At 39.6% G+C, this 21,211-nt stretch carries 17 protein-coding genes; 16 read left to right on the top strand and 1 reads right to left on the bottom strand.

Annotation, left to right across the window (positions count from 1 at the left end; genetic code table 11):
• Positions 1-202: 202 nt before the first annotated feature.
• The 4 genes from LJE09_RS05995 (at position 203) to LJE09_RS05980 (ending at position 4,831) form a co-directional block, all read left to right on the top strand.
• On the top strand, positions 203-1,501 hold the full coding sequence (locus tag LJE09_RS05995) for an ABC transporter substrate-binding protein (RefSeq protein ID WP_022380978.1): 1,299 nt from the start codon (positions 203-205) through the stop codon (positions 1,499-1,501).
• A gap of 99 nt (positions 1,502-1,600) precedes the next feature.
• The gene (locus LJE09_RS05990) at positions 1,601-2,485 is read left to right on the top strand and encodes a carbohydrate ABC transporter permease (protein WP_008705245.1); all 885 of its coding nucleotides are present in this window, start codon (positions 1,601-1,603) and stop codon (positions 2,483-2,485) included.
• Positions 2,482-3,321 (top strand): carbohydrate ABC transporter permease, encoded by an 840-nt coding sequence (locus LJE09_RS05985; protein ID WP_008705243.1) that lies wholly within the window; start codon positions 2,482-2,484, stop codon positions 3,319-3,321. Before LJE09_RS05990 ends, LJE09_RS05985 begins: the two co-directional genes overlap by 4 nt.
• A gap of 118 nt (positions 3,322-3,439) precedes the next feature.
• Positions 3,440-4,831 carry a GH32 C-terminal domain-containing protein gene (locus LJE09_RS05980; protein ID WP_025580901.1) on the top strand — a complete coding sequence of 464 codons (1,392 nt, stop codon included), beginning with the start codon at positions 3,440-3,442 and terminating at the stop codon, positions 4,829-4,831.
• 159 nt (positions 4,832-4,990) lie between these two features.
• On the opposite strand, the gene LJE09_RS05975 is transcribed toward LJE09_RS05980, so the two are convergent.
• Positions 4,991-6,214: a dicarboxylate/amino acid:cation symporter gene (locus LJE09_RS05975; RefSeq protein WP_055200930.1), complete on the bottom strand. Its 1,224-nt coding sequence runs from the start codon at positions 6,212-6,214 to the stop codon at positions 4,991-4,993.
• Between the two features lie 517 nt (positions 6,215-6,731).
• On the opposite strand from LJE09_RS05975, the gene LJE09_RS05970 reads away from it, so the two are divergent.
• The 12 genes from LJE09_RS05970 to LJE09_RS05915 all read left to right on the top strand — a co-directional run bounded on the left by LJE09_RS05970 (position 6,732) and on the right by LJE09_RS05915 (position 21,196).
• A complete protein-coding gene (locus LJE09_RS05970) occupies positions 6,732-7,115 on the top strand; it encodes a DUF3783 domain-containing protein (protein WP_055200934.1) in 384 nt (127 codons plus the stop codon).
• Positions 7,116-7,143: 28 nt separating this feature from the next.
• Positions 7,144-8,265: a glycerate kinase family protein gene (locus LJE09_RS05965; RefSeq protein WP_227311050.1), complete on the top strand. Its 1,122-nt coding sequence runs from the start codon at positions 7,144-7,146 to the stop codon at positions 8,263-8,265.
• 188 nt (positions 8,266-8,453) lie between these two features.
• The gene (locus LJE09_RS05960) at positions 8,454-9,386 is read left to right on the top strand and encodes a LysR family transcriptional regulator (RefSeq protein ID WP_118521907.1); all 933 of its coding nucleotides are present in this window, start codon (positions 8,454-8,456) and stop codon (positions 9,384-9,386) included.
• Positions 9,387-9,463: 77 nt separating this feature from the next.
• A complete protein-coding gene (locus LJE09_RS05955; RefSeq protein WP_118521908.1) occupies positions 9,464-10,660 on the top strand; it encodes a helix-turn-helix domain-containing protein in 1,197 nt (398 codons plus the stop codon).
• An 86-nt stretch (positions 10,661-10,746) separates the two neighbouring features.
• Positions 10,747-10,947 carry a hypothetical protein gene (locus tag LJE09_RS05950; protein WP_173679603.1) on the top strand — a complete coding sequence of 67 codons (201 nt, stop codon included), beginning with the start codon at positions 10,747-10,749 and terminating at the stop codon, positions 10,945-10,947.
• Between the two features lie 35 nt (positions 10,948-10,982).
• Positions 10,983-13,061: a beta-galactosidase gene (locus LJE09_RS05945; protein WP_227311049.1), complete on the top strand. Its 2,079-nt coding sequence runs from the start codon at positions 10,983-10,985 to the stop codon at positions 13,059-13,061.
• A gap of 246 nt (positions 13,062-13,307) precedes the next feature.
• The gene (locus LJE09_RS05940; protein WP_118521910.1) at positions 13,308-14,618 is read left to right on the top strand and encodes an ABC transporter substrate-binding protein; all 1,311 of its coding nucleotides are present in this window, start codon (positions 13,308-13,310) and stop codon (positions 14,616-14,618) included.
• A gap of 73 nt (positions 14,619-14,691) precedes the next feature.
• The gene (locus tag LJE09_RS05935) at positions 14,692-15,570 is read left to right on the top strand and encodes a carbohydrate ABC transporter permease (RefSeq protein ID WP_117675534.1); all 879 of its coding nucleotides are present in this window, start codon (positions 14,692-14,694) and stop codon (positions 15,568-15,570) included.
• Between the two features lie 13 nt (positions 15,571-15,583).
• On the top strand, positions 15,584-16,420 hold the full coding sequence (locus LJE09_RS05930) for a carbohydrate ABC transporter permease (protein WP_118411483.1): 837 nt from the start codon (positions 15,584-15,586) through the stop codon (positions 16,418-16,420).
• 76 nt (positions 16,421-16,496) lie between these two features.
• Positions 16,497-17,327, top strand: a complete 831-nt coding sequence (locus tag LJE09_RS05925; RefSeq protein WP_173697288.1) for a response regulator transcription factor — start codon at positions 16,497-16,499, stop codon at positions 17,325-17,327.
• A 1-nt stretch (position 17,328) separates the two neighbouring features.
• On the top strand, positions 17,329-19,116 hold the full coding sequence (locus LJE09_RS05920) for a sensor histidine kinase (protein ID WP_227311048.1): 1,788 nt from the start codon (positions 17,329-17,331) through the stop codon (positions 19,114-19,116).
• Between the two features lie 22 nt (positions 19,117-19,138).
• A complete protein-coding gene (locus LJE09_RS05915; RefSeq protein ID WP_227311047.1) occupies positions 19,139-21,196 on the top strand; it encodes a beta-galactosidase in 2,058 nt (685 codons plus the stop codon).
• Positions 21,197-21,211: the final 15 nt, after the last annotated feature.

The following is a 21,211-nucleotide window of genomic DNA, read 5'->3' as shown; positions in this document are numbered from 1 at the left end:
AGTCATTTAATCGAATCAGGCAAGTAGCGAGGCGGATGATTTTATCTGCCTGACGATAGAACAGGAGATTTGTGCACAGTATAAAATTTGTGCACAAATCTCCTATTTTTACTTTTATTTCCAATTGTTTATAAAAGGCAAAAAGACTAAAATAAAATCATCAAGAACGAGGAAACACAAATTAAAAGGAGGAAACAAGTAAATGAGGAAAATGAAAAAAGTGTTATCACTTGCCATGACGGCAGCTATGACAGCCAGTCTTCTGACAGGCATGGGAGCAGTTACAGCTTCTGCGAAGAAATCGGATGATGGAAAAAGAACGAAGATTACTGCTTTATTAAAAGGTACAGAGTCTACAGAACAGTATAAGACATTTGATTATCTTCTTAAAAATTTCTGTGATGAAAAAGGTCTGGATTATGAAATTGAACTTGTAAACGATCAGCAGGATTATTTCACAAAGCTTCAGATGTATATCAACAGCGATACACTTCCGGATATTTTCGGATGCCCGAATGGAACACTTTCTACAGCCTGCAAAGATATTGATGCTTTGGTTAATGTAGGAGATGAACTTGAAAGAAATGGATATGCAGATAAATTGAATGGCGCAATTCGTGATTTTCTTACAGATGCAGATGATGGAAACCTGTATCTTTTCCCTCAGGCATTGTACTGTGAATATTTTATGTATAGAAAGGATCTCTTTGAAAAAGCGGGAATCAAAGATACTCCAACAACATGGAAAGAATTTGAAGAAGATTGTCAAAAAATCGCAGATATAGGAGAAATTCCGGTAATCATAGGCGGCTCTGAAGCATGGCAGATTATGCGATATCTTTCTTTCTCTCCATGGAGAGTGACAGGACCTGAATTTATTCAGGGATATCAGGCAGGAACCGAATCTTTTGATAAAAACGAATCTGCAAAATATGGTGTAAATCTTGTTTATGATCTTGGAACAAAAGGATATTTTGAACCTGGATTTGCAAGTGTAGATTTTACTTCTGCAAGTAACCTGTTCTTCGGTGGTTCAGGAGCGATTTTTTATACAGGTTCTGGTCAGTTTAATCTTGCTGAAGATATGTATGACAAGGGAGAAATTGGATTCTTCCCTGTACCAGATACAGAAGGAATGGACAATATGCCTACAAACATACCGATACATGCAGGATTTGCAGAAGCATTTAATAAGGCAACATATGATGATACCATGCAGGAATTCTTTGATTATATGTGTGAGAATTATTCTGATGTCTGCTACAATCAGGTACAGGTATTTTCACCATTTAGTAGCGACGAAATTCCAGAGGGACTTCCTCAGTTATTCTATGATATTCAGCCAATGTTTGAAGATGCAGAAACAGCATGGACTTCCTGGGATGATAAACTGGATTCAGATGTAATGACTAAAATTGTTGATGAACAGCAGCAGCTTGCTCAGGGAATCATAAAACCGGATGAATTTATTAAGACCTGTGATTCTCTGGTAAAGAAATAAAAAAATTTAAGCAGTAGTCTGGAGACTGGCAAAATTTTTGTCAGTCTCTTTGAAAGAAAAGACATAAAACAATTTGATTTTCGGAAAGGAGGGAGCCTCGTGCAGAAAGCATTTGGAAAAAAATCAGTAATTTTCTTATTTATTTTTCCGGCATTTCTTATCTATACGGCATTTGTAATCGTGTCCATTGTATGGGCCGGATATTACAGCTTCTTTGACTGGAGCGGTGTTGGTGAAAAGGTATTTGTAGGCTTCAAAAATTACATTGAACTTCTTACACAGGATGATGTTTTCAGATCTACTGTATGGCATACACTGATTTATACAGTGATCAATGTTGCAATTCAGGTATTTGGAGGTTTATTATTTGCGATTCTCCTCAGTCGTATTAAAAAAGGAAGAGTTGCTTTACAGACTCTGTATTATATTCCGGTAGTTATCTCTTCTGTAGCGATTTGCCAGATTTTTACAAAGTTATTATCAGTAACTCCAACCGGTATTGTGAATCAGGTATTATCATTCATCGATCCATCTCTGAAACTGATGGAGTGGATTTCCAATCCTCAGATTTCACTGTATGTAACAGCTTTTGTAGAAGCATATAAATACCTGGGACTGTATATGGTTATCTTTTATGCAGCACTGATCGGTGTTCCGGATGAACTGGGAGAAGCAGCACTGATCGATGGAGCATCAACATGGCAGGAATATCTTTATGTAAGAATTCCTTATATTAAACCGGTTATCATTGCAAACTGTCTGCTGGTACTGAATGGTTCCCTGAGATCTTTCGAGTTCTCTTATCTGTTAACACATGGAGGACCGGGAAATGCTTCTGAACTTATGACAACTTATATGTATAAACAGGCGTTCAGCAGTATGAAATATGGTTACGGAAGTTCTGTAGCGATCATGATCGTAATCATCTGTATGGTAGTTGGAATGTTATTCCGTAAATTCACAGGAGGAGGGGATGACGAATGAAAAAGAAAAAACCAACCATTCCGAGCATCATTAAATGGGTTATAGCATTAATCCTTGTTGTGATGCAGGTTTATCCTTTCTTCTATGTATTTACTTCAAGCTTTAAGTCACTGGATGATTTCAGACAGTTACCGGCATATGCACTCCCGTCAAAATGGGTGCTGACAAACTTTATCAATGTTTTTACAAAAAGCCATATGCTGACTTATTTTAAAAACAGTATCATTGTTTTGATCGGTGTATTGATTCCTCTGCTTTTATTTGCATTGATGGCTGGATTTGCATTAAGCAAAATCAAATTCAAAGGCAGAAAATTTGTCCTTAATTATTTCCTTCTTGGATTGATGCTTCCTATGCAGGTTGCACTGATTCCATTGTTTACTATTTTTAATAAGATGGGACTGATCAATACATACCCGGCAATTATTTTGCCACAGATTGCTTTTTCACTGTCTTATTCCATTCAGCTGTTTTATTCATTCAGCAAATTCTTCCCTGAAGAAATGCTGGAAGCAGCGATCATTGATGGATGTTCACCGATAGGATGTTTCTTTAAGATGGTGGTTCCGATGTCACTGAACTCTATTATCACAGTAGCAACCATGCAGGCAGTATTCTGCTGGAATGAGTATATTAATGCTTATACATTTACCAGATCTACAGATATGAAAACCATTACACTTGGTTTAAATGACTTCGTAGGAAGCATGGGACTGACAGACTGGGGTGGTACATTTGCAGCCATCACTGTAACAGTACTTCCGGTATTTATTTTCTACTTCTTCAGCAGCAAGAAGATGCTGGCAGGTATGACAGCAGGTGCAGTAAAAGGTTGATAATATGCAAGAATTACCTGATAACAGTAGTTTGATTTATGAGTAAATAACAGGCTTGCCGGAAAAGTACAAGCAGGCCTGTAAAGTGAAATAAAGTATAAAAAAGGAGATTAAGACTATGCAGAAATTATACTATCAGTTCCCGGGAACATGGTTTGGCGATTGCATGCCATTTGGACATGGAGATAAATTCTATTTATATCATCAGAGAGATACCAGAAAACCGGGACCATTTGGAGAACCATTTGGCTGGGATCTGGCAACAACTTCTGATTTTGTACATTACGAAGATAAAGGCGTGGCAATTCCGAGAGGAACAGATGAAGAACAGGATCAGTTCATCTTTGCAGGCAGTGTTTTCGAGGCAGAAGGACAGTATCATATTTTCTATACAGGCTATAACCGCGATTATCCGGCACTTGGAAAACCATCTCAGGTTCTGATGCATGCATACAGCGATGATCTTGTAACATGGCACAAAACTCAGGATGCACTTACCTTCACACCACAGGAAGGTTATGACCCGGATGACTGGAGAGATCCATGGGTGATCCGCGATGAGGAAAATGATCAGTATCTGCTGATCCTTGGCGCAAGATTACAGGGACCAAAGACAAGACAGACAGGAAGAACTGTTAAATTCACATCCAAAGACCTGAAAAACTGGAAGTTTGAAGGAGATTTCTGGGCACCGGATCTCTATACTATGCATGAGATGCCGGACTTATTTAAGATTGGTGACTGGTGGTATCATATTGTGACAGAATACAGTGACAGAAGTAAAATGGTATACCGTATGAGCAAGAGTCTGGAAGGTCCATGGATCGCACCGAAAGATGATGCATTTGACGGCAGATCTTATTATGCAGGACGTACTTTTGAACTGAACGGACAGAGAATCCTCTTTGGCTGGGTTGCTACCAAGGATCAGGATGATGATGACAATAACTTCATCTGGGCAGGAACATTTATGGCACATGAGGTTTACCAGAGAGAAGATGGAACTCTTGGTGTAAGAATTCCGGAAACTGTATGGAATGCATTTGATAAAGAAGAAAAGACAGAAGATTTTGTAATTGATACTCCAACTAAGAGTACAGAAAAAGTAGTTGCAAAAGATACAGGAGATATCTTCAAATTCGAAGCAGATGTGGAATTCACAGAAGGAACTAGAACTTTCGGTGTGAGATTCTATGAAGATGAGGATAAGGCTGAGTCTTATCAGTTCGTATTTAATGTAACAGAAGACAGATATGTATTTGAGAAAAAACCAAACTGGCCATGGCCTGCAAACCAGAATATCGGACTGGAGAGACCGCTGGAGCTGGTACCTGGTAAAAAGTACAATATTAAAATGATCGTAGATGATACAATTGCTACAATCTATGTAGACGGTGTTGCATTAAATGCAAGAGCATATAAACGTCCGGGAGAAAGTCTGTCACTCTTTGCTTCTGAAGGAAGCCTGAAAGTAACTAACTGTAAGGTTACAACCGGATTAAAGAAATAGAGACAGACAGCAATTTAACCGATAAACCGTGGAGCAGTTATTCGGTGTAGAGTAACGTGACGAAGAGATTGCTGTAAATAAAAAAGTTGCTGTGCTTATAGAAATGCACAGCAGCTTTTTTGCGTTAAGTCGATTGGAAACAACAGATTTAGGGGTTGCTTAATCTTCTAATTTAATCTTCTCCTTAAGAACCACACATCCCGCCATATCTCCGATAACATTGACGCAGGTTGCGCCCATGTCGCAGAGTGTATTGATGCTGATGTAAACGCCCATAACTCCTGCAGGCAGACCTGCCATGGTTGCCAGGGCTGCGAAGGATGCGATGGCACCGCCCGGGATTCCCGGGGTTCCTACTGACAGGAGTACGTTTGCCAGAAGGATTATGATCATCATGGAAATGCTTACGTTAATTCCGCATGCATTGGCGAAGAACATGATCATGAATGACATCAGGATGGATACGGCATCCATGTTTACAGTAGCGCCAAGAGGAATGGCAATACTTGTGATCTTGTTGGATACGCCCATTTCGTCTTCCATACGCTGTTTACTGATTGGAATGGTCGCTGAACTGGAACAGGTTCCGAATGCGTTCAGAGCTGCAGGAAGCATTGCTTTGAAGAATTTCACAGGGCTTTCTTTGCCGATGAATTTCACGGAGCCGCCGTAAATGACCAGGGCAAATCCGAAGAATGCCACATACAGGATGATCAGCTGAGTTGCCAGTGAAATGATGGTTTCTGTACCGTTGGCTTCTACAACAGGAACGATAGTACAGAATACACCGATAGGTGTGAAGTACATAACTGTGCTGATGACTTTCAGACAGACTTCGTTACAGGAATCGATGACTTTCAGAAGTGCAGTACCCTTTTCGCCGATGGCGATAAGTGTGAAGCCTACGATGACTGCGAATACAAGTACCTGAAGCATATTTCCGTTTGCGAAAGCTGCAACCGGGTTGGATGGGATCAGGTTTTTGATGGTGTCCAGAATGCTGGTCATCTCAGTTGCCTGGATGTCGGAAGTTGCCATCTCGAATTTAACACCCTCACCGAGATGGATCAGCCGCGGGATGATCAGTCCTGCCAGGCTGGCAAGGGCTGTAGTGCACAGGAAAAAGATCATGGCACCGGCTGTGATCTTGCCGGTTGTGCGGGCATTTCCGATACTGGAGATACCCATGATAATGGAACAGAAGACCAGTGGAAAGATCATCATGTTCAGAGCATTCATGTAAATGCTTCCGATAAGGCTTGTGATGGCAAGTACCGGTTCGAAACGGTTTGCCAGAAACAGTCCGGTAATGATACCAAGGATCAGACCGGTAAAGATTGCTGCGGTAATATGTTTTTTATACCACGAATAGAATTTTTTCATTTGTTCCCTCCTCTTTATTTTCATTTCCTGATACCCGAAGGACTATATTGGCAGACGGATTGAGTGATGCGCAAATCTGGTAAAATTTCTGCGGCCTATAACTGTGATAAGATACCGGGTTCAGGAAAAATAGCACGACACTACTTTATCACAATAATGTGTGAATTACAATATTTCCCGCTGTTTTCTTATTTGAGTGGGAGTGTTTCCGAAGTGCTCAAGGAACATCCTGCGAAATAGTTTGTAATTGATAAAGCCATGCCGCTCCAAATTGTAACACAGAAAAACAGGCATCGATGAAACAGATATCGAAGCCTGTTTTTCTGCGTTGCCGGAAATTATTTTGTAATATTCCTGTGATATAAAAAGTCCTATGCAGGCTATTATGATTGTCAGGTTCGGGTGAAGAGGGTATAATAGTTGTAATTATTTAACCGAATCAAAGAAGTCCCTGCTTCAATTGTAAAGAGCAATAAGTAGTGGGTGGGGATTTACTTGTATCAGAAGGAGTGTTTATATGAAACCAACTATTTTATTAATAAATTTTCAGGATCAGCAGAAGCTTCGCAAGTTAAAGATGGCGTTGCTGCCTTTTAAGCTTCGGATTAAAACCATAGAACCTCAGGACTATAGTCAGCCAATCGGATATCTGGCAGGAGTGAAAGAGATTTCTCAGGTACAGATTCCATCAGCACTGATCCCTCAGGAGCAGATGGAGAAGGAAATGCTGATTCTTGCAGGAATCACAGGGAATCTGTTTGACCAGGTGCTCTATACTTTGCGGAAAGCAGGTACACCTGTGGATTACAAGGCGGTTCTGACGGAGCATAATCAGAACTGGAACTGTATGCAGCTTTATAAAGAACTGGAGAAAGAACATAATATGTATCACCCGTCTTAAATAATAGAAATAGTTGGAGGTTTTGGCTATGAAGGTTGTAGTTGCAGTTGATTCATTTAAGGGAAGTATGACTTCCATGGAAGCAGGAATGGCTGTCAAAGCAGGTATTCTTGCAGCAAAAAAGGACGCAGAAGTGATCGTAAAACCTCTGGCTGACGGTGGAGAGGGAACTACGGATGCGCTGATCGAAGGTCTGAAGGGAGAACGTGTGGATGTGACAGTTACAGGTCCTTATCATGAGCCGGTTCAGGCATATTATGGATATCTCAGGGAAAGTAATACCGCAGTTATGGAAATGGCAACAGCAGCAGGTATCACACTTTCAGATAAGAAGGATCCTATGACCGCTACCACCTGTGGTGTGGGAGAGCTGATCCTTCATGCGATTAGCAGGGGTATCCGCAACTTCATTATCGGTATTGGCGGAAGTGCCACTAATGACGGCGGAGTGGGTATGCTGAAAGCACTTGGCTACAGATTTCTGGATGAAAAGGGAGAGGATGCCGGAGAAGGCGGACAGGCACTTGCAAAGATTGTATCTGTAGAAATTTCAGACAAAAAGCAACTTCTTTCCCAGTGTAATTTCAGGATTGCCTGTGATGTGACCAATCCTCTCTGCGGCTCTCAGGGAGCTACATATATCTATGGACCGCAGAAAGGAGTTACCCCCGATATGCTTCCGATTCTGGATGCAGGCATGAAAAACTATGCAGAGGTTACTGCCAAAGTGACCGACAAAGATAACCAGAATGCGGCAGGTGCAGGTGCGGCAGGCGGACTTGGATTTGCATTTCTGAATTATCTGGATGGCGAGCTGACGCCCGGAATACAGCTTATTCTGGATGCTGTCCATATAGAAGAGGAAATGAAGGATGCAGATGTGGTTGTAACAGGTGAAGGTTGTCTGGATTATCAGACTGCCATGGGGAAAGCCCCGGTCGGTGTTGCAAAGCTTGGTAAGAAATATGGCGCAAAAACCATTGCATTTGCAGGAAGCGTTACGAAAGAGGCAGTTGCCTGCAATGAAGTAGGAATAGATGCCTTCTTTCCAATCGTGCGCGGAATTTCCACACTGGAAGAAGCAATGGATTCGGACACTGCAAAGGCAAATATGGCTGCAACTGCAGAGCAGGTATTCAGACTGTTGTAATTATTTTTTATAAAAAATCTTCTGAAGCAGATAGGAAATCGATTTGATATGTCTGCACAGGAGATTTTTGTTTGCAGAAATTGCAATGTTGAGAAACTTCAGATGATATAGTAAAATTATTACAGCCAGAGAAAATACTTTGAAAAAAGTTGATTAAAAGATCTAAGGATATGTAAGGGAGAGACAACATGACACTAACACAGATGAATTACATCATTACAATTTCCGAAACCGGTTCACTGAATAAAGCTGCGGAGGCGTTGTATATTTCCCAGCCTTCTCTGACCAATGCAGTGAAGGAACTGGAGAAGGAGCTTGGAATCATTATATTCAACCGCAGCGGCCGTGGTGTGACACTGACCAATGACGGGACAGAATTTCTGATGTATGCCCGTCAGATATACGGACAGTATGAAAGTGTGGTTGAGAAATACAGTGAGGGTGGTTCCTATAAGAAGAAATTTGGCGTTTCCACCCAGCATTATTCTTTTGCAGTGAAAGCATTCGTGGATATGGTGCAGAAGTTTGATGTGTCGGAATATGAATTTGCCATCAGGGAGACAAAGACTGCAGATGTGATCAGTGACGTCAGCACCATGAAAAGCGAGGTGGGAGTACTTTATCTCAGTGATTTCAACAGAAAGGCACTGCTAAAGCTTCTCCACTCTGCGAATCTGGAGTTTCATCATTTGATTGACTGTCAGGCATATGTATATTTGTGGAAAAATCATCCACTGGCAAATGAGAAATCTATCAGCTACAGCCAGCTGGCAAAATATCCCTGTCTGTCCTTTGAACAGGGAGACAAGAGCAGTTTTTATCTGTCAGAGGAAATTCTGTCTACCAATGAATATTCCAGAACAGTCAAGGCTTCGGATCGGGCGACTATGCTGAATCTGATGGTAGGACTCAATGGCTATACCCTGTGTTCAGGGATTATCTGTGAGGAGCTTAATGGCAGTGATTATCTGGCAATTCCCTTCGAAGGGGATGAGCAGAACCAGAACAGCGACATGGAGATTGGCTATATTACCAGAAAGAATTCGATTCTCAGCAAGGTGGGGAATCTGTATGTCTCTTCACTGAAGAAATATCTGGAGCAGAATACAATTTCGGAGTAATCAGTAACTGAGAGTCTGGATTATCTGATTACGATTCTGCTGCGTGTTGTAGGACAGATATTGTAAGGGAGAAAAACATGAATCTTGAATATATTTGTGAACAGATGGTACGCATTCTGCATGGAAATATTACCTGTATCAGCGAATCTGGTGCAATAGAAGCCTGTTATGGGGACATGGCGGCGCAGTGTAATCCTTTATTTACGGATCCGGAATTTCTGTCTGCTGTTCATGAGCGTGAGAGAAAAGATTATCCGGATCTTTTTTATGAGAAAGATACGATTCTTTATGCGGTCGTTTCATTAGAAAATGCAAAAATTGTGGCAGGTCCTGTCAGCACTGAAAAGCATATAAAAGATTCAGAACATTATCTGATGCAGCACCACCATATCAGTGATGAGACGGGCTTTCGTCTGTCGTTTTGTGAGCTTAAAGTGTTTGTCTCAGGAATTCTGATGCTCTATCATATGATAACAGGAAAAGAACTGACGATTAATGATCTCTGGCAGAAGAATGGAATTCGGGAAACAGATATTATAGAAGTGAAAGGACAGATTTCCAGCGTTATTTTTGAGCATCAGGAGCAGGAACTTCCACATAATCCTTATGATCAGGAAGTGCGTGAATTGGATAGTATCCGTCATGGAGATGTGGAAATGCTTAACCGCAGTTTAGCTGAAACTTATCGTGGAGAAGTAGGACAGCTTGCCAAAAATCAAGTCCGCCAGGCGAAGAATATTGCCATCTGTGTTATCGCACTTGCATCCCGTGCAGCCATCAGCGGGGGAATGATTCCGGAAGAGGCTTTTTCCATTGTGGATGGTTACATTATGAAGATTGAGGATATGAATAATGCAGTAAAAATCGATTCCATGATGCGCCAGGCAGAATACGAATTTGCAGAATGTGTGGCAGAAATTCATAAGAATCAGCAGAAAAATGAGCTGGTTGAGTGGACAAAGAATTATATTTATCAGAATCTCCACAGTGATATCGTTATAGGAGAGATTGGGCAGAAAATAGGGGTAAATACAAGCTATTTATCGGATCTTTTTCATAAGGTTGAGGGGACTACTATACAGCAGTATATCCGTAAAGAGAAAATACGCCTTGCGGAAAATATGCTTCGTTATTCTGATTATGAAATAAAAGAAATTGCCAGTTATCTGTCTTTTTGTTCTCAAAGTTACTTTGGAAATATTTTCCGGCAGCAGACGGGGATGACACCTGCCAGATACAGAAAGAAATATGGAAAATGGAAAGAACCAAAATAAATGATAGTTTGCAAAAATAAATGATATAATATCCGAAAAATCTCTGTTAGTATACATGCATAAGCAAAGCAAAACAGGGAGGAAAGATGATGCTTTTTAAAAAATTTACAAATGAAAATGCATCCGAAAAAGTTACGGTTAAAGAACGTCTGGCTTATGGATGTGGAGATTTTTCAAGTAACATTATGTATTCTGCAATGGCAGCATTTCTGTTATTTTGTTACACAGATGTAGTCGGGGTAAGTGCTGCGGCAAAAAGTCAGTTTGAGAAATTTATGATTGGTTGAAATAATATAGTGTAAGATCTGGAGGATATATTATAATGAAGAAACTTCTCTACGGAGCAGCATATTATGATGAGTATATGCCATACGACCGCCTGCAGCAGGACGTGGCAATGATGAAAAAGGCAGGAATCAATACAGTAAGGATCGCAGAATCCACATGGAGCACCTGTGAACCACAGGAAGGTGTTTTTGATTTCTCACATGTGGAACGTGTTATGGACGCAATGGAGGAAGCCGGGATCAATGTGATCATCGGAACTCCTACATATGCAATCCCTACATGGATGGTGAAATCTCACCCGGATGTTATGGCAGAAACCGTAAAGGGCAGAGGAATCTACGGAGCCCGTCAGATTATGGATATCACTCATCCGGTGTATCGTTTCTATGCAGAGCGTGTGATCCGTAAATTAATGGAGTGTACCGCACACAGAAAATGCGTTATTGGTTTTCAGGTAGACAATGAAACCAAATACTACGGAACAGCCGGAAAGAATGTGCAGGAGAAATTTGTGAAATATCTCCGCAGGAAATTTAATAATGATCTGGATGCTATGAATCATGAATTTGGTCTGGATTACTGGAGCAACCGCATCAATGCGTGGGAAGATTTCCCTGATGTGAGAGGAACGATCAATGGAAGCCTCGGAGCTGAATTTGAGAAGTTCCAGAGAACGCTGGTGGACGAATTCTTAAGCTGGCAGGCAGATATCGTAAATGAATACCGCAGAGAAGATCAGTTTATCACTCATAATTTTGACTTTGAATGGCGGGGATATTCCTATGGAGTACAGCCTGATGTAAACCATTACCATGCAGCGAAGGCACTGACGATTGCAGGCACAGATATTTATCATCCGACACAGGATGATCTGACAGGGGCAGAGATTGCATTTGGCGGTGATATGACACGTTCTTTAAAGAGAGATAACTATCTTGTTCTGGAAACAGAAGCTCAGGGTTATCCGGGATGGACTCCGTATAAGGGACAGCTCAGACTTCAGGGTTATAGTCACCTTGCAAGTGGTTCTAACAGCGTAATGTACTGGCATTGGCATTCTATTCATAATTCTTTTGAGACATACTGGAAGGGACTTCTCAGTCATGACATGCAGGAGAATGCACCGTATCGCGAAGCATGTATTATGGGCAAGGAATTCTCAGAAATCGGAAGTCATCTGGTGAATCTGAAGAAGAAAAATGATGTCGCTATCCTTGTAAGTAATGAGGCATTAACGGCTCTCAAGTGGTTCGGAATCGAAGCAACTGCGGCAGGAAATAATGGCATTGGATACAATGATGTTGTTCGCTGGATTTATGATGCACTGTATCAGATGAATATTGAGTGTGACTTCGTATGGCCGGAATCTGATAATCTGGAACAGTATAAAGCAATCTTTGTCCCGGCACTCTATGCAGCACCAGATGAACTTCTGGAAAGACTGAAACAGTATGTGGCAGATGGTGGTACGCTGGTGGCAACATTTAAGACTGCATTTGCGAATGAGAATATTAAGGTAAGTCATGAAATTCAGCCGCATATTTTAAGTAACTGCTTCGGAATCAACTATCAGCAGTTTACCTTCCCGAAGAATGTCGGACTGACTGGAAGTATTATCCGAGAAAGTGGTGCAGATGAAGCAGATAAGAAAAATGAAACAAAAGAAAATATTGAGACTGAAGAAAATACAGATGTGCCTGCAACAGCTAAAGTATTCATGGAATTATTAATGCCACAGGAAGCAGAAGTTCTGGCATCTTATGATCATTATAATTGGAAAGAATATGCAGCAATCACTAAGAATCATTATGAAAAAGGAACTGCCATCTACATTGGTTGCATGACAGATGACAATACTTTAAAAGCAGTGATCACAGAAGCACTTAGGAGCGCTGAGTTAGAGCTTCCGGAATACAGATGGCCGGTGATCGTAAGAAAAGGAACCAACGATCTGGGAAAATGTGTCAGATATATCCTGAACTATTCTGCAGAAGAACAGAAAGTTTCTTATTATGGAAAAAACGGTACAGAGTTGTTATCAGGAGAATCTGTACAGGATGGAGAAAGCATCACGGTTTCACCATGGAATATAAAAATTGTTGAAGAAGCATAAAATATAGGTAATGTAAAACACAGGGAGATTTTTCTTATAGATATTCCTGTGTTTTATATTGCCTTTAAATATTGATATTATATTGTGCAAAAACTATAAAAGACAAAAAACTAACAAATGAATGACAAAATAACAAACAAAAAGGACATAATTCTTTCTTTAAATGAATGTAAAAATTGATAAAATGTTCTTATAGAAAACACAGAGATATATACAAATATCACAAACAGGGAGGAAAGAAATAAGATGAAAAAATTTACAGTGTGTTTACTGATTGGTGCAATGGCTGCAAGTATGCTTACCGGCTGTGGAAGCAATGGTGGAAGCTCTGATTCTTCAGACTCAAAAGCAGACAGCAGTTCAGAAACAATGACTATTATGATGAACGGTTCTGATTCAGATGCATATATGGAAGGATACCGTAAGATCATTGATGGATTTAATGAGTCCAACGAGTATGGAGTAAAGGTAGAAATTCAGAACGTAACCAACTCTGACTATAAGACAAAACTGACAACAATGATGGCTTCTGACTCTGAAACAGATATTATCTTTACATGGGAACTTGGATATCTTGAAAACTTTGTAAATGGTGATAAAATCGTCAGCCTTCAGAAATATCTGGATGAAGACGAGGAGTGGAAGAACAGCTTCAATGGAGGTATCTTAGATCCTTTAACATATGATGGTGAAGTATATGCGATTCCGACTCAGCAGAGTACAGCTATCATGTATTATAACAAAGCAATTTTTGATAAATATGGTCTTGAAGTTCCGACTACATATGATGAGTATGTTCAGGTATGCGACACATTAAAAGAAAATGGAGTTACACCTGTTGCATTAGCTTCTACAGCGGATGATGCATGGCTTGTATCTCAGTATATCCAGCAGCTGAGTGATGGAATTAAAGGCGAGGATTTATTCAACTCTATAAAAGGCGGCACAGGAAAATGGAACGATGAAGGTATGGTTGAAGCTGGTAAACTGTTCCAGGAAGAAGTTAATAAAGGATATTTTGAAGATGGATTTACCGGAGTATCAAGAGAAGAGGCACAGTTACAATTTGCAAATGGACAGACAGCAATGTACTTCAACGGATGTTGGGAAATCTCCAATCTGGATAAGAAAGAGAATGCTGCAGAAGCAGAAAATATTAGTTGTTTCTTAATGCCGGCAGTAAATGAAGAATATGCAGGTGTAGAAGTTGGCTCTGTTGATACTTCTTATGCGATTACTAAGAACTGCAAGAATGTAGATGCTGCAGTAGCACTGTTAAAATATATGACAAACGAAGAATCAACTTCTTCATTACTTTATGATTATGGACGTTTCCCAAGTACAAACATTGATATCGACGATTCAAAATTAACACCGCTGTGTGCAGATTTCGTAAATCTTCTGGGAGATGCAAAGGCACAGACGCCATGGTTTGACCGTGTAGATACTGATCTTGGAAATGAATTTAACAATACAGCAATTGGAATTGCAAACGGTGATGATGTGCAGGAAGCATTTGATACCCTGCAGTCTTATGCAGAAAGCAAGAGTAAATAAACAGATTGTTAAATAAACTGGCGGAACCTGAGATTTTACATTGGGTTCCGCTTGTTAAAAGGGAGAGTTGTCTATGAATAAAGTAATGGGTAATAAGAAAACCATAGCACTTTTTGTATTGCCTGCATTTATTATTTATGCAATCTTTGCATTAGCTCCTATCTTTTATAATGTGTATCTTTCATTATTTGATACAGACCTGATGTCAAAGATGAACTTTGTAGGAATCAAAAATTATCTGAGTCTTTTCAGTGATAAAACATTTAAACATGCATTTGGAAATAATATTCTGATGGTTGTCGGATCTTTGGTGGCACATATGCCATTAGCAATGTTCTTTGGTAATGCAATCTTCAAAAAAATCAAAGGTGCATCATTTTTCCAGACTGTATTTTTCCTTCCATGCGTAATCTGTGGTGTAGCAGTTGGTCTTACATGGACATTCATTTACAATGGTAACTATGGTCTTTTGAATGGATTCTTAAAGGCAATCGGACTTGGCGGTCTGCAGCAGATGTGGCTGGCTAACAAAGAGACAGCAATGCTTTGTATCATTATTGTTATCATGTGGCAGTATGTTGGTTATCATATGGTAATTCAGCTAGCTGCAATGAGAAATATTGATTCTTCTTTCTATGAGGCTGCTGAGATTGATGGTGCTACAGGCTGGCAGCAGTTTAAGTACATCACATTTCCGCTTATCAAACCAATCCTGAAAATTGACGCGGTTCTGATTATTACAGGTTCTCTGAAATATTACGATCTGGTTGCTGTTATGACTTCAGGTGGACCAAACCATGCAACAGAGGTTATGTCTACATATATGTATTATCAGTCATTTAATATTCTGAATTATGGATATGCCAGTGCAATCGGTGTTGTTTTAATGTTACTGTGTATATTATCTGTAGGAATTTCCAACAGAGTATTCAAGACAGACGAAACAGTGTAGGAGGTGTTGGGAAATGAAGAGAAGTGCCTCAGAAAATATATGGCTCGTTATTAAATATATATCGCTGATCGGGTTTACGATTCTTTGTATCTACCCTCTTGTATGGCTGTTTTTGGCATCATTTAAAACGAATGCTGAATTGTATACGAATACATGGGGATTACCGGAACAGTGGTCAATGACAAACTATGTAAATGCAGTTGTAAAAGGTGGTGTATTCAGATACTTTGGAAACTCAGTTATTATTGCTGTTTCTGCGGTTCTGGTTACTGTAATCCTTGCAACAATGGCATCTTATGCAATTGCCAGAATGCATTGGAAGCTTGCAAACCTTACACATAGTATTTTCCTTTTAGGAATGATGATTCCTATTTATGCTCTGGTAATTCCTCTGTTCTCTATTTTTAAGGGGATGGGGCTTCTGGATACACATCTTGCTGTTATTATTCCGCAGATTGCTGTAGGATTTCCGATGGCCATTTTCATTATCTGCGGATTTATGAGAAGTATTCCTACAGAACTTGAAGAGGCAGCAATTATTGACGGATGTACGGTATTTCAGTGCTTCTTTAAGATTATCCTGCCAATAGCAAAATCTTCAGTTGTAACAGTTGCAGTCGTTCAGTTTATCAATGTGTGGAATGATCTTCTGTTGCCGAGAATTTTCCTCACGGAAAGTTCAAAAATGACGCTGCCGGTAGGACTTACCAACTTCCAGGCGATGTATTCTACAGACTATGTAGGTATGATCGCGGCAGTTATTATTACAATTATTCCTAGCATTGTAGTTTATATTTTATTACATAAGCAAATTATGGAAGGTATGGTTGCAGGTGCTGTAAAAGGATGATATGATTCAGAAAAAAGAAATCACTGCTTCTTATATGGGGCAGTGATTCTTTGAATCAGAAAAAGGTGGTAATGTTATGAATTTGTTGATTGCAGATGATGAGGTTGTAATTCGCAGGGGACTGCTGAGTCTTGACTGGAAATCAATAGGAATTACAGATGTGTATTCGGTTGCAAATGGAGTAGAAGCGAAAGAACTTTTATTGAGCACATCGATAGATCTGGTTATTTTCGATATCAGAATGCCCGGTTTCAGTGGACTGGAACTGGCGCAGATGGTGAAAGAACGCTCTATGGATGTGGCTGTTGTAGTTTTATCTGGATTTTCAGAATTTGAATATGCAAGATCGGCAATGCGATATGGTGTATATGAATATCTGCTTAAACCGGTTTCTCCAAATGAACTGATGGAAACAATGCATAACGTTATGCACCGTCTGGAACAGAAAAGATTTGAACAGAAGTTATTAAGCCAGAAGGATGAATTTGGGGAAAAGCATGATGCGGTATCGCAGGTAAACAGTCTTTTTGTACAGTCATCCAATACGATTAAATCTATTATGACAGATATTGCACAGAACTATGAACAGAATATTTCTTTATCAGACCTTGCTGAGAAATATCATTTTTCAGAGAGTTACATTTCACGTAAGATAAAAAAAGAAACAGGTTACACTTTTGTAGATATTTTAAACGGAATTCGCTTGATGTGTGCAGCCAGTCTTATCAAAACAGGTGAAAAGATAAGTGATGTGTGTGAAAAAACAGGGTTTAATGACCAGCATTATTTTTCACAGATGTTTAAGAAAACATTTGGATGTACGCCGTCAAATTATAGAAATGAAAATGGTGAAAATTTCCCGGGACTTTATGAAATACTGAATAGTAAATCAGGAAATGGAAAGTGATATGAGAAGGCGCGATAAATCAAAACAAACTGGTGTTTTAAAGGCAAACGGAAGTTTGATGAATAAGATTTTTAAAGTCTATATGCTGTTAATGTTTGTCTCATGTGTTGTTCTGCTGGTTGTTTTCGGAATTCGTTTTTCCAGTGTTTATAACTCACAGGCAAGATCACATATGAACGATGTTACTGTAGCAGCGGAAACAGGATTGGAAGAAAGAATCAGCCAGATTGATCAGCTTTCTGTGTCGATTCTGATCAATAACAGTGTGCAAAAGAACTTAAAAGAAATCAATTATCAGACACTGGTGAATCCGGAAAATACATCCTTTCAAACTGAAAAAGCAGCGATTTCCAGTGAAATCCGAGGAAGTGTTTTTAATGTCCCGGGAATTGTTTCGGCCAGGATTTTTTCTCTGGATAATGTGGAAATTGTAATAGGAACCTCTGGCAAAAGAATCAAAGCAGATGATATTACAAAAGAAAAAATCTATGACCAAAATGGAGGGGCACTGTGGGCAGACGATGAAGAAAATGGAATGATTGGGTTATATCGTGCCATTCTAAGTGTTGATGATTTTAAACCTATCGGATATATGATTATTGAGTGTAAAAATTCATATTTCAGCGAAAAACTTCAATCTGTTCCCAGCACGTATAAAAATCGTTTTTACCTTTTGAATAATGATATGGACATTATCGTATCTAGTGAGAAAAATATGTGTGGAAATTCTTTTCCACTGGAAACGAGAGATTTTAAGAATGTAAAAATTGTCAAGGATCCCAGTACAGGAGAGAATAGTTATTTTACATATCAGTATGTGAATAATGGGTGGCTTCTGGTTTCCACTATCAATGTGGGGCAGTTGTGGAAGAATATAGGAATTGCGCTGGTGAGTGTACTTATTACGTTTGGAATCGTGCTTTTGGTTTCTCTGATAATAATGAGATATGCTGCCAGAGTTATGGTAAAACCGACAAAGAAACTGGTAGATAGCATGACTGCATATCAGGAAGGAAACTTTGATTCCCGATTCAAGGTGGAAAGTCAGGATGAGATCAGCCAGATTGGTATGGTTTATAACCAGATGGCGGATAAGGTACAGAATCTGATAGAGAAGAATTATACGCTGGAAATTGCAAACAGAGAGGCTGAGATTGAATTTCTGAAAATGCAGATCAACCCTCATTTTCTGTATAACTGCCTGGATACGATAAGCTGGCTTGGTTTTTCAAATGGAAACAGTGAAATAACGGATCTGGCAGTTGCTCTGGGAAAATTTCTCCGGGCAAGTATCAAAAGGGAAGACTATTATATGGTAAAACAGGAAATGGAGGTTGTAGATAACTATTTATTTATCCAGAAATACAGGTTTGGAGACAAAATAGAGATCAGACATAATATTCCTGATGAAGTGCTGAATTTCTATATGCCAAGCTTTATCATTCAGCCGGTTATAGAAAACAGTATTGTACATGGTCTGGAAGAACAGATTGAAAAAGGAATCCTGTGGATCAATATTCAGCTATGTGATAACAAATATCTTCAGTTTAATCTGACAGATAATGGAAAAGGCATGGATGAAGAGCAGTTAAAACTGGTCATTCAGAATTATAGTGATAAAAATAAAAAAAGCAGTATTGGATTGAGTAATGTATATCGAAGGCTGAATTTGTTATATGGAGAAGCATGTGAATTTCATGTGACAAGTGTAGCGGGAGAAGGAACAGAGGTGACTTTCAGGATTCCTGTAATGCAGGTACCTGGCAATCATACTCTGAATGAAATATAAATGTTTGGTGGAGGACATGACAATGAATGCAAAACAGAACTACAAATGGAACGAACTGACAATGGGAACCTGTTATTATCCGGAACACTGGGATAAGAAACTCTGGGCAGATGATCTTGACAGAATGAAGAAGGCCGGAATTTCTGTGATCCGTATTGCAGAGTTTGCATGGAGCAAAGTAGAGCCGGAGGAAGGTGTTTTTACCTATGATTTCTTTGATGAATTTCTGAATCTGTGCAGTGAAAAGCAGATGAAAGTTATCTTCGGAACACCTACAGCAACTCCTCCTGCATGGCTGACAGAGAAATATCCGGAAGTCTTAAATGCACGAAAAGATGGTGTGCTTCTCAGACATGGAGGAAGAAGACATTATAATTATAACTCACCGGTTTATCAGAGACTTTGTGCAAGGGTTGTGGAGAGAGAAGCTGCTCATTATGCGAAACATCCGGCAATCGTGGGATGGCAGATTGATAATGAAATCAACTGTGAAGTGAATGAGTTTTATTCAGAGGCAGATTCTGTTGTGTTTCGTGAATTTCTCAGAAAACAGTATGGAACTCTGGAGAAATTAAATGAAGCATGGGGAACTACCTTCTGGAATCAGACTTATACGGAATGGGATCAGATTTATGTTTTGCGCCCGGTTTTAAGTCAGGGAATTAATCCTCATCAGCATCTGGATTATATCAGATTTATTTCAGAGAGTGCCCGTCATTTCTGTAAAATGCAGACAGAGATTATCAAAAAATATGTAAAACCGGGAGACTATATCACAACAAATGGTAAATTCTGGAATCTCGACAATCATAAAATGGAGAAAGAGTCTCTTGATGTTTATTGCTATGATTCTTATCCGGATTTTGCATTTGGTCTGGATCGCAATCCGCTGCACAGTGATGATCTGAATGATCGTAAATGGTCCCATAATCTCGCAGAGGTACGTTCTATTTGCCCTCATTTTGGAATTATGGAACAGCAGTCCGGTGGAAATGGCTGGACAACCAGAATGGAAGCACCGTCTCCGCGTCCGGGACAGTTAACTCTCTGGGCAATGCAGAGTGTAGCTCACGGTGCTGATTATATTTCTTTCTTCCGCTGGAGAACCTGTACATTTGGTACAGAAATCTACTGGCATGGAATTTTGGATTATGATAATCGCGAGAATCGCAAATACAGAGAGGTTCAGGATTTCTATAAGAAGTTAAAAGCAATTGACGGTGTATGCAATTCAGAATATAAAGCAGCATTTGCAATCGTTAAAGATTACGATAATGAATGGGATACTTCTGTAGATACATGGCATAACAGAGTAGCAGGAGCAAGCGAGCAGGGAATCTTTAAAGCTGCTCAGCTGACACATACACCATATGACATTGTATATCTGCAGGAGGACAGTGAACTTACAGATCTGATGAAATATCCGGTACTGTTTTATGCACATCCGGTTCTAATCAGTGAAGAACGCGTGAAACTTCTGAAAGAATATGTTGAGCAGGGCGGAACATTGGTTATCGGATGCCGTTCAGGTTATAAAGATATGAATGGTAAATGTGTGATGCTTCCACAGCCGGGGTTGCTGGCAGAACTTACCGGTACAGATGTACGTGATTTTACATTTACAAGTCCTGCAGAAGACGAGGTATTTGCAGAGTTTAGCGATAAGAAAATTCCAATGCCAGTATTTAATGATATTATTACACCGCTGGAAGGCACAAAAACACTGGCCATCTATGGAAACAGTTATTATGAAGGAAATCCTGCGCTTACCTGCCATGCAGTTGGCAAAGGACAGGTATTACATCTGGGGGCAACTTTCAATAAGGAAAATACTGAAGCATTGTTTGATTATCTGAAGATTAAAGAGCCATTTAAAGAATATATTGAAGCTCCGGAAACAGCGGAAGTGATTATGCGTGAGAAGGATGGAGAGAAATACATTTTTGTATTAAACTATCAGGCTGAAAAGATTGAATATACACTTCAGAAACCAATGATCGCACTTTATGATAAAACAGAAGCAACAGGAAGATGTACACTTCCTGCATTTGGAACTGCTGTGTATAAAGTAATAGAATAAAAAATATTTTGAGAG

The organism is Blautia sp. DFI.3.45 (assembly GCF_020593505.1).
GTDB lineage: Bacteria > Bacillota > Clostridia > Lachnospirales > Lachnospiraceae > Blautia_A > Blautia_A wexlerae.
This window is presented reverse-complemented; position numbering and strand designations above follow the sequence as displayed.

Bases quoted from the DNA above. Each gene is read 5' to 3' on its own strand.
- LJE09_RS05935 (WP_117675534.1), top strand. From the start codon at position 14,692: ATGAATAAAGTAATGGGTAATAAGAAAACCATAGCACTTTTTGTATTG.
- LJE09_RS05995 (WP_022380978.1), top strand. From the start codon at position 203: ATGAGGAAAATGAAAAAAGTGTTATCACTTGCCATGACGGCAGCTATG.
- LJE09_RS05985 (WP_008705243.1), top strand. From the start codon at position 2,482: ATGAAAAAGAAAAAACCAACCATTCCGAGCATCATTAAATGGGTTATA.
- LJE09_RS05955 (WP_118521908.1), top strand. From the start codon at position 9,464: ATGAATCTTGAATATATTTGTGAACAGATGGTACGCATTCTGCATGGA.
- LJE09_RS05975 (WP_055200930.1), bottom strand. From the start codon at position 6,214: ATGAAAAAATTCTATTCGTGGTATAAAAAACATATTACCGCAGCAATC.
- LJE09_RS05950 (WP_173679603.1), top strand. From the start codon at position 10,747: ATGATGCTTTTTAAAAAATTTACAAATGAAAATGCATCCGAAAAAGTT.
- LJE09_RS05930 (WP_118411483.1), top strand. From the start codon at position 15,584: ATGAAGAGAAGTGCCTCAGAAAATATATGGCTCGTTATTAAATATATA.
- LJE09_RS05980 (WP_025580901.1), top strand. From the start codon at position 3,440: ATGCAGAAATTATACTATCAGTTCCCGGGAACATGGTTTGGCGATTGC.
- LJE09_RS05920 (WP_227311048.1), top strand. From the start codon at position 17,329: ATGAGAAGGCGCGATAAATCAAAACAAACTGGTGTTTTAAAGGCAAAC.
- LJE09_RS05940 (WP_118521910.1), top strand. From the start codon at position 13,308: ATGAAAAAATTTACAGTGTGTTTACTGATTGGTGCAATGGCTGCAAGT.
- LJE09_RS05945 (WP_227311049.1), top strand. From the start codon at position 10,983: ATGAAGAAACTTCTCTACGGAGCAGCATATTATGATGAGTATATGCCA.
- LJE09_RS05965 (WP_227311050.1), top strand. From the start codon at position 7,144: ATGAAGGTTGTAGTTGCAGTTGATTCATTTAAGGGAAGTATGACTTCC.
- LJE09_RS05915 (WP_227311047.1), top strand. From the start codon at position 19,139: ATGAATGCAAAACAGAACTACAAATGGAACGAACTGACAATGGGAACC.
- LJE09_RS05960 (WP_118521907.1), top strand. From the start codon at position 8,454: ATGACACTAACACAGATGAATTACATCATTACAATTTCCGAAACCGGT.
- LJE09_RS05925 (WP_173697288.1), top strand. From the start codon at position 16,497: ATGAATTTGTTGATTGCAGATGATGAGGTTGTAATTCGCAGGGGACTG.
- LJE09_RS05970 (WP_055200934.1), top strand. From the start codon at position 6,732: ATGAAACCAACTATTTTATTAATAAATTTTCAGGATCAGCAGAAGCTT.